The following is a 9,164-nucleotide window of genomic DNA, read 5'->3' on the forward strand; positions in this document are numbered from 1 at the left end:
GTGTTGATCCTGATCGGCATGAAGCACTTTACCCCCCGATTGCCGGCACCGCTGATTGCGGTCGCCCTCGGCATCGTCGGCATGAGTGTGCTGAATCTGGAGCAGTTCGGTGTGTCGGCCGTGGGGGTTGTTCCAATTGGTTTGCCAGCGTTGACACTGCCCAATTGGTCGATCGTGTCCGAACTCTGGCCGTCGGCCATGGGGATTGCGCTCATGAGCTTTACCGAAACCATCGCGGCGGGACGTGCATTTGCCCGCAGTGATGAGCCCGCACTGCAGCCCAACCGTGAACTGGTGGCGACAGGCGTTGCCAACCTGGGCGGTGCGTTTCTCGGGGCCATGGCCGCCGGGGGTGGGACCACCCAAACGGCTGTCAATCGCCTGGCCGGCGCGCAATCGCAACTGGCGGGGTTGATCACTGCCGGGTTGGCACTGGGGACGTGCCTGCTGATCGCACCGTTCATTGGTTTGATGCCCAATGCCACACTCGCCGCCGTGGTGATTGTGTATTCGATAGGCCTGATCCAGCCTTCGGAATTTCGCGACATCCTGTCGGTACGCCGCACAGAGTTTATCTGGGCGCTTGTGGCCATGGTCGGGGTCATGGTGCTCGGGACGCTGCAGGGTATCGTCGTGGCAATTATTGTTTCGTTGCTGGCGCTGGCCTACCAGGTCTCGGATCCACCCGTACACAGACTGGGGCGCAAACCCGGTACCAATATCTATCGCCCGCCGTCCGCCGAGACTGACGACGATGAACACTTTGAGAGGCTATTGCTGTTGCGACCTGAAGGTCGCATCTTCTTTGCCAATGCCGAACGCCTGGGTTCGAAAATTCGGCCGATGATTGTGGAGGCAGCACCCAGCGTTGTGATTCTCGATCTGCGCAGTGTTTTCGATCTGGAATACACCGCCTTGAAAATGCTCACGGCGGCGGAACAGCGCTTGCGCGAAAAGGGCATTTCATTGTGGCTGGTGGGCATGAGCCCAAGCGTTTGCGCAATGGTTAGCCATGCTCCGTTGGGCCACGCATTGGGCAACACACGCATGTTCCTCAATCTGGAGCAAGCCGTTGCGCATTATCAGAGGCTGCACCGATCGACCGTGAATTTCACACGTTGCCCGGTTGGCGGGTGACTTGCGTCATCGTGCCCTTGGAAAATTGAACTACCCTTTACTCRCAAGCCGTAGCGGTGATTAAAACCGCTACGCAGCGCATTCAAAGCCACCCTGAGGTTGAAGTATTACGATGAAAAAAAATGATCGTGAAATAGCCGACTCCGCTGACCAAAAAGCCGACAAGCTTGGCCGCAAAGAGTACGAAGCCCAGCTGAAGACCCTGCACGTCGAGATGGTCAAATTGCAGCAGTGGGTTGTAGCCACCGGTGCCAAAGTGGTGGTGGTTTTCGAAGGCCGTGACGGCGCTGGCAAGGGCGGCACCATCAAGGCGCTGACCGAGCGCGTCAGCCCGCGGGTGTTTCGTGTGGTGGCCCTGCCGGCACCGTCCGAGCGAGAAAAAAGCCAGATGTACTTGCAGCGCTACATGCCGCACTTTCCGGCGGCTGGCGAGGTCGTGATCTTCGACCGCAGCTGGTACAACCGTGCGGGTGTCGAGCGGGTCATGGGGTTTTGCGACGAGAAACAGGTGACCAGCTTTTTGGCACTGGCGCCGATGTTCGAACGTCTTATGGTCAACTCCGGCGTGCTGCTGTTCAAGTACTGGCTGGAAGTCAGTCCGGAAGAGCAGGCTCGGCGGCTCAAGGAACGCATCACCGACGGACGCAAGGTCTGGAAACTGTCACCGATGGACATCAAATCCTACAACCGCTGGGACGACTACACGCGCGCCCGTGACGATATGTTCGAAGCCACCGACACTGAATGGGCACCCTGGAATGTCGCCCGCTCCGAAGACAAGAAATCCGTACGGTTGAATGTGCTGACTCACTTGCTGGAGAACATTCCCTACAAGAAGATCAAGCAGGAAAAAGTCGTTCTGCCCAAACGTAAAATCGGCAGCTACAAGGCCGCCAACTACCCGTTCAAATACATCGCTGAACCCTATTGAGGGTTCAGCACGACGCGGCGGCCTATTCCTCGGGATGGGCCGCTTTCGATGTTTCTTCGATGGCCCGGATACTGATGGCTGCAAAGATCGCCGTCATCAGCACGCCGTTGAAACCGAGCGCGACTGAAAGGATACGTGCGAGGGTCGTTTTCGGTACCAGGTCGCCATATCCGATGGTCAAGCCGGTTATGAACCCGAAGTAGATACCGTCAAACGGCCCCCACCCTTCCAGTTGGCCAATGATGATTCCGAACAACACAATCGTGAACAACAGGATGGAGAAAATCGGCCAGACCACAAGGAAGTAAAACCACACTGTTTTGTAAAACTCTCTACGGACGTGCTTTGCGAAGGAATGTTTCATGTCTTGAGCTTCCTGAGGTTTACGTTAGCTACAGTTGATTGCGTGGGTACCGACAGCTGACAGCTTGGCACAAGTGTGGAAAAAGGAGATTCAGATGGCCGACTCAAGCAAAAAAATGAGCCTGATGGGGCTCACCACACTGGTGATGGTCAACATGATGGGGTCGGGCATCATCATGCTGCCGACGAGCATGGCTCAACTCGGGGCAATATCATTGCTGTCCTGGATCGTCACCGCCGTCGGCTCCATGGCGATTGCCTACTGCTTTTCCCAATGCGGTATTTATTGTCAGCGTTCGGGCGGGCTGTCCGCCTACACCGAAGAGGCGCATGGCAAATCAGGTTTCTTCCTCTGTTCCTATCTGTACTTTCTGTCGCTGGCCATAGCCAACGTCGCTGTTGCCATCTCCGCCGTGGGCTACATGACCTCATTCCTGCCCTGGCTGGGCAGCGGCGCAATTCCCCTGTTCATCGGTACCGTGGGCCTGTTGTGGTTAACCACCGTGGCCAACTTCGGCGGCCCCGGCATCACCGGCAAGATCGGGGCAATTACCGTCTGGGGGGTGATCATCCCGGTAGCGGGGCTGAGCATTATCGGCTGGTTCTGGTTCAAGTCCGATGTCTTGGTGGCTGCCTGGAACCCGAACAACCTCACCAATTCTGAAGCGATCAGCAAGGCGATCCCGCTGACCCTGTGGGCTTTTCTGGGCATGGAGTCCGCGGCCCAAGCCTCCGATGCGGTGGAGAATCCCAAGCGCACCGTACCGCTCGCCTGTCTGTTTGGCACCCTCGGCGCAGCCGTGGTCTACGTACTGTCGACGACCGTCATTCAGGGCATCATTCCCAACGCTGAACTGGCCAACGCATCGGCGCCCTTCGCGCTTGTCTACGCGCAAATGTTCAACCCCATGGTCGGCAATATCATCATGGCGCTGGCGGTAATGGCCTGCGTCGGCTCGCTGTTGGGCTGGCAATTCACGTTGGCGCAAACGGCGAAGATGACCGCTGACCAAGGGATGTTTCCGAAACTGTTCAGCAAGGTCAACTCACGCAATGCCCCGCTCATGGGCATGCTCGCCTGCGGTGTGTTGCAGACACTGATGGCCTTGTCGACCATTTCACCCAATGCCAGCGAGCAGTTCGGAAAGCTGGTCAATCTTGCCGCCGTGACCAACCTGATCCCCTACGTGACGGCACTGACCGGGTTGTTTGTCATGATGTACAAGGCCTCGGTGTCGCCAAAGGTCTATCTGCGTAATACACCGGCGTTGCTGATCGCGGTCGCCTATTCGTTGTACGCCCTGCATGCCTGCGGCAAGGACGCCGTTTTCGGCGGCGCTCTGGTCCTGGCCTTCGGATACCCGCTCTATGGCTTGCTCGCCAAGCGCTTTGCCACTGTGTCTGCAACCGGTCAGCCCAGGGTCGACACCCCTTAGACCTGGATTTCTGGACAGCACTGACATCTGCACATGGGGAATCGGGACATGAACGGACAACGCACCAAAACCACCGCACAACTGCTTGCCTGTTTGCTGCTGATAGTGCCGCTACTGGCCGGTGCCAGCACCCTTGAACGTGTGCGTTCGAGCAATACGTTGACCCTCGGCTACCTGCCGGAATTCGCCCCTTTCAGTTACAAGGAAGGTGACAAGATTCAGGGGTATGCCATTGGGCTTTGCGAAAAAATCGCCGATAAAGTCAAGGCCGAGCTGGGGTTGCCCGAGTTGCAAGTGCGCTACCAGCCTGTTACCGCCGCTGATGAGATCAGTGCCGTCAGCTCGGGCAAGGTCGACATTCTCTGCACGCCGACACCACGGACACTTGAGCGCCGCAAGTCAGTGAGCTACTCGGTACCCATCTACACGGCAGGTCTCTCCGTGGCAGTACATCAGGATGCCCCGGCACCGCTGCTGGATGTGCTCAACGGCAAAGTCGCTCATACCGGACCGACCTGGCGTGCAACCGTCAACCAYGGGCTGACCAACCAAACCTATGTCACCATCAAGGGCGGCGTGACCGAGGCATGGATTCGTCAGCAGATGCGCTTGCTCGGTGTGGTCGCCACCCTGATCACTGTCGACACCACCGCCGCCGGCCTGGAATTGGTTGCCGAAKGTAAAGCGGATGCCATGTTCAGCGAACGGATGATGCTCAGGAACCTCCTCGACAGCCATTACCCCACCGGCAATCTGGTCCTGCTGGAGCGAATTTTCGAGTACGCCCCGACGGCCATGGCGGTACCGCGTGACGATGAAGATTTCCGTCTGCTGGTCGACACCACGCTGAGTGAAATGTACCGATCCGGCGAGATCGAACAGGCTTACGACAAGTACCTGGAAGGCGTTAGCGAAACGACCAGGAAATTGTTCAAGGTTTATGCGCTGCCTTAGCACCGGCAAACTCGTACGGTGAAGGCCCGCGAGTAAATCTGGCAAAGGGCCCGCAAAAAAAACAGGAGCGCGGCAAGCCGGGCTCCTGTTTTTTTGTGCCTGGGCCTAGTGCATCAACAGCACTTGGGCCCGGCCTTGCCACCGTAACGAGCTTCCTGGCGTTCGCGAAAGAACACCTCGTAGCTCATCACCGGCTTGTCTGGGTGCTTGTTCTGCATGTGCTCGACGTAGGTGTCGTAATCGGGCATTCCCACCATCAGGCGTGCAGCCTGACCGAGGTATTTACCGAGACGACTCAGGTCATTGAACATAGCCCCTCCTTCATGACGCCTGCGGAATCGCCTGGTAAGGCGCTTCTTTATCCGTGCGCTCTTTGGTGCCCCAGGCGGCGATACCGACCTTCAGGGCGAAGAACAGAATGCTGAAGACCACGAACAAGAACAGCGCCGTCAGTGTTGCGTTGGTGTAGGCGTTGTAGACCACGTGCTGCATCTGGTCGATGCTCTTGGCCGGGGCCAGCACCTGACCGTTGGCCAATGCGTCACTGTACTTCTTGGCCAGGGCCAGGAAACCAATGGCCGGGTTGGCGTCGAACAGCTTGATATAGCCCGCAGTCACCGTGCAAATCAGCAGCCAGACCGCTGGCAGCATGGTGACCCACACATAACGCTGGCGCTTCATCTTGATCAGTACAACGGTCGCCAACATCAGCGCGATACCCGCCAGCATCTGGTTAGAGATACCGAACAGCGGCCACAAGGTGTTGATCCCGCCCAATGGGTCGATCACGCCCTGATACAGCAAGTAACCCCACATCGCCACGCAACCAGCGGTGGCGATCAGGTTGGCGGTCCAGGAGTCAGTGCGTTTCAGCGCCGGCACGAAGGAACCGAGCAAATCCTGGAGCATGAAGCGCCCGGCACGGGTGCCGGCGTCGACAGCAGTCAGGATAAACAGCGCTTCAAACAGGATCGCGAAGTGGTACCAGAACGCCATGGTGTTTTCACCCGGCAGGAGCTGGTGCAGGATCTGCGCGATACCGACCGCCAGGGTCGGCGCACCACCGGCACGGGCCAGGATGCTGGTTTCGCCGATGTCCTTGGCCACCGCTTGCAGGGCTTCCGGGGTAATTGCAAAGCCCCAGCTGCTGACAGTTTGAGCGACGGAAACAGCATCCGCACCGACCAAAGCCGCCGGGCTGTTCATCGCAAAGTACACACCTGGCTCGATCACCGAGGCGGCAACCATCGCCATGATGGCCACGAACGACTCCATCAACATGCCGCCGTAACCGATGTAACGGGCATGACCTTCACTGGCCAACAGCTTTGGCGTGGTGCCGGAAGCGATCAACGAGTGGAATCCTGAGACCGCGCCACAAGCGATGGTAATGAACAGGAACGGGAACAGACCGCCCTTCCACACCGGCCCGGTGCCGTCGATGAATTGGGTCAGTGCCGGCATTTTCAGATCAGGCATGGTCACCAGAATACCGATGGCCAAGGCGACGATGGTGCCGATTTTCAGGAAGGTCGACAGGTAGTCACGCGGGGCCAGAATCAGCCATACCGGCAACACTGCAGCGACAAAACCGTAGCCGATCAACATCCAGGTGATCTGAATGCCGGTGAAGGTAAACGCCTTGGCCCAGACCGGGTCAGCGGCAATCTGCCCGCCCAACCAGATCGAACCCAGCAGCAACAGCACGCCGATCACGGAGATTTCACCGATACGGCCCGGGCGGATGTAGCGCATGTAAACGCCCATGAACATCGCAATCGGGATGGTCGCCATGACCGTGAAAATGCCCCATGGGCTCTCGGCCAGGGCTTTGACCACAATCAGCGCCAGCACCGCGAGGATGATGACCATGATCAGGAAGCAGCCAAACAGCGCGATGGTGCCGGGGATTCGGCCCATTTCTTCACGGACCATGTCGCCCAGGGAACGACCGTTACGGCGCGTGGACAGGAACAGGATCATGAAGTCCTGAACCGCACCCGCCAGCACGACGCCGGCGATCAGCCACAGCGTACCGGGCAGGTAGCCCATCTGCGCTGCCAACACCGGCCCGACCAGAGGCCCGGCGCCGGCAATGGCCGCGAAGTGGTGACCGAACAGTACGTGTTTATTGGTCGGCACGAAGTCCAGGCCGTCATTATTGAGAACGGCGGGCGTGGCACGATTGGGGTCCAGTTGCATCACCTTGGTGGCGATGAACAGGCTGTAATAGCGGTAGGCAACGAGGTAGATGGCGACGGCTGCGACTACGATCCAGAGGGCGTTGATCGCTTCGCCGCGGCGCAGGGCCACGACACTTAGCGCAAACGCTCCCAGAACAGCCACGGCAAACCAGGCGAGGTGTTTAGCCAGACGGGGCATAGCGTGTCTCCTGCCGACAGCCAGTGACTGCGGCGGTAATTTTTATAATTGTGCCCGCAAGTGCGGAGCTGGCCCAATATCCGCGCATGCCGTCTACAAATAAATCCGCGTTACTACGTACGTGGCGTCTACGTAGTTCTACGTAGACGCCCACTGATCTACCTGTTGAAACGCAAAACCCTGTGGGAGCGGGCTTGCTCGCGAAAGCGATCCGTCAGTTGGCATTGATGTTGACTGACACACCGCTTTACCGAGCAAGCCCCCTCCCACAGGGGATTTGTATCAGTTGACGGATATCCTGGTCAGTGGTCATTCCGTCCAGCAGCGCTACTGGAGTTGCATCTCTTTGGCCTATGATGCCGGCCTTCGCCTTTCTTCGGTCCGGTCAGGAACCCAGATGCAGCTCAAACACAAAATCGTCTCGCTCGGGATTCTGCCGCTGGTGTTGGCCATCGCGGTGATCTGCGCGCTGGTGATTTCACTGAATCGACAACTGGGCGATCAACAGGCGCAGTTGATCGAAGACAGCATTCTGGCCAGCAAGCGTGCCGAACTTAAAAACTACGTCGAATTGGCGCAAAGCCTGATCRCCCCGCTGTACGACGACGGTMACGGTGACGCGCACGCCCAGCAGCAAGTCCTGGAAGAACTGCGCAAGCTCAGCTTCGGTATCAATGGCTACTTCTTCGTCTACGACCACGAAGGCCGCAGCCTGATGCACGCGCGTCAAACGGAACTGGTGGGCAAGTACCTGTGGGACATGAAAGACGCGCACGGTTTGCCGGTGATTCAGGCACTGCTCAAAAGTGCGCAATCAGGCGAAGGCTTTCAGCGCTACGCCTGGAACAAGCCCTCTACTGGCCAAGTATCCGACAAGCTCGCCTACGTGGTGATGCTGGATCGTTGGGGCTGGATGCTCGGCACCGGTATTTACCTTGAGGACGTTGAACGCGCCACCCAACAGGCGCGTGACGAAGTGGCTCAGGGCATCCGCAAAACCATGCTGGCGATTGCCGTCGTTGCGCTGGTGGCCGTGCTGTTCGTGTTTGCCAGCGGCATGACACTCAACGTCAGCGAACATCGCCTGGCGGATAAAAAGCTGCAGCGCCTGACCCAACGTATCGTCAGCCTGCAGGAAGAAGAACGGTCACGGGTGTCCCGTGAGCTGCACGACGGCATCAGCCAATTGCTGGTGTCGATCAAGTTCCGCTTCGAACTGGCCACCCATCTGCTGGAGAATGAACAAGGCCATGACAAGGGGTTGAGCACATTGAAGGACGCCACCGAACGCTTGKGCGAAGCCATTGGCGAGGTCCGCAGCCTCTCGCACGACCTGCGCTCTTCGTTGCTCGATACCTTGGGCCTGCCGGCGGCCATCGGCCAACTCGCTGCCGAATTCGAACAACGCAGCGGTCTCAAAGTCACCTACGACGACAATGAATTCGACTGTCACCTGGTCGATGGCGCGGCAGTCGCGCTGTTCCGGATTGTGCAAGAAGGCCTGACCAATATCGAACGTCACGCCCAGGCAAAGAGCGTTTCCATTACCCTGCACGGCGCTGAAGAATCGGTACGACTGAGCGTGGTGGATGACGGTATCGGTTTCAACGTCGCCCAGGTCGAACGTCGCCATGCGGGCATTGGCCTGCGTAACATCCGTGAGCGTGTCGAACATTTTGGCGGACGTTTTGAGCTGATTTCGATACCCGGCAGAAGTGAACTGGACGTACAGCTGCCGATGAAAACCCCCGTAACGAAACGCTGACCTACCCTTTACAAGAAGAGTGAATACCCGCGATGAGCCTGCCCTACCCGATCCGCGTCGCCCTGGTCGACGATCATTCCCTGGTCCGCGACGGGATCAAAGCGCTGCTGGCAGTCATGGCGCCCCTGGAAGTGGTGGGCGAAGCCGAAAGCGGTGCGCAGGCGATCGAGATGGTCGGGCGTTGCCAGCCGGACCT

9 protein-coding genes are annotated in these 9,164 nt (G+C 58.4%); 6 read left to right on the plus strand and 3 right to left on the minus strand.

The features are described from left to right. Both AC1DRJ_RS13790 and ppk2 read left to right on the plus strand, forming a co-directional pair. A partial coding sequence (locus tag AC1DRJ_RS13790; protein ID WP_477802642.1) for a SulP family inorganic anion transporter occupies positions 1–1,137 on the plus strand: 1,137 nt, incomplete at its 5' end. Positions 1,138–1,249: 112 nt separating this feature from the next. After that, complete coding sequence (gene ppk2, locus AC1DRJ_RS13795) at positions 1,250–2,068, plus strand: polyphosphate kinase 2 (RefSeq protein WP_477802643.1); 819 nt, start codon at positions 1,250–1,252, stop codon at positions 2,066–2,068. Between the two features lie 22 nt (positions 2,069–2,090). On the opposite strand, the gene AC1DRJ_RS13800 is transcribed toward ppk2, so the two are convergent. Further along, positions 2,091–2,432 carry a potassium channel family protein gene (locus AC1DRJ_RS13800; RefSeq protein WP_477802644.1) on the minus strand — a complete coding sequence of 114 codons (342 nt, stop codon included), beginning with the start codon at positions 2,430–2,432 and terminating at the stop codon, positions 2,091–2,093. 94 nt (positions 2,433–2,526) lie between these two features. Here AC1DRJ_RS13800 and potE point away from each other — a divergent pair, with 94 nt between their 5' ends. Then, on the plus strand, positions 2,527–3,867 hold the full coding sequence (gene potE, locus AC1DRJ_RS13805; RefSeq protein ID WP_477802645.1) for a putrescine-ornithine antiporter: 1,341 nt from the start codon (positions 2,527–2,529) through the stop codon (positions 3,865–3,867). A 48-nt stretch (positions 3,868–3,915) separates the two neighbouring features. Continuing rightward, positions 3,916–4,821 (plus strand): amino acid ABC transporter substrate-binding protein, encoded by a 906-nt coding sequence (locus AC1DRJ_RS13810; RefSeq protein ID WP_477802646.1) that lies wholly within the window; start codon positions 3,916–3,918, stop codon positions 4,819–4,821. A gap of 113 nt (positions 4,822–4,934) precedes the next feature. Here AC1DRJ_RS13810 and AC1DRJ_RS13815 read toward each other — a convergent pair whose 3' ends face one another. Then, positions 4,935–5,132 carry a YbdD/YjiX family protein gene (locus tag AC1DRJ_RS13815; RefSeq protein ID WP_477802647.1) on the minus strand — a complete coding sequence of 66 codons (198 nt, stop codon included), beginning with the start codon at positions 5,130–5,132 and terminating at the stop codon, positions 4,935–4,937. A gap of 10 nt (positions 5,133–5,142) precedes the next feature. Beyond that, positions 5,143–7,203, minus strand: a complete 2,061-nt coding sequence (locus AC1DRJ_RS13820; RefSeq protein ID WP_477802648.1) for a carbon starvation CstA family protein — start codon at positions 7,201–7,203, stop codon at positions 5,143–5,145. A gap of 397 nt (positions 7,204–7,600) precedes the next feature. Here AC1DRJ_RS13820 and AC1DRJ_RS13825 point away from each other — a divergent pair, with 397 nt between their 5' ends. After that, positions 7,601–8,968, plus strand: a complete 1,368-nt coding sequence (locus tag AC1DRJ_RS13825; RefSeq protein WP_477802649.1) for a cache domain-containing protein — start codon at positions 7,601–7,603, stop codon at positions 8,966–8,968. Between the two features lie 32 nt (positions 8,969–9,000). Next, on the plus strand, positions 9,001–9,164 hold a 164-nt coding region (locus tag AC1DRJ_RS13830), incomplete at its 3' end, for a response regulator transcription factor (protein WP_477802650.1).

It is taken from the genome of Pseudomonas sp. P5_B2, assembly GCF_056400445.1.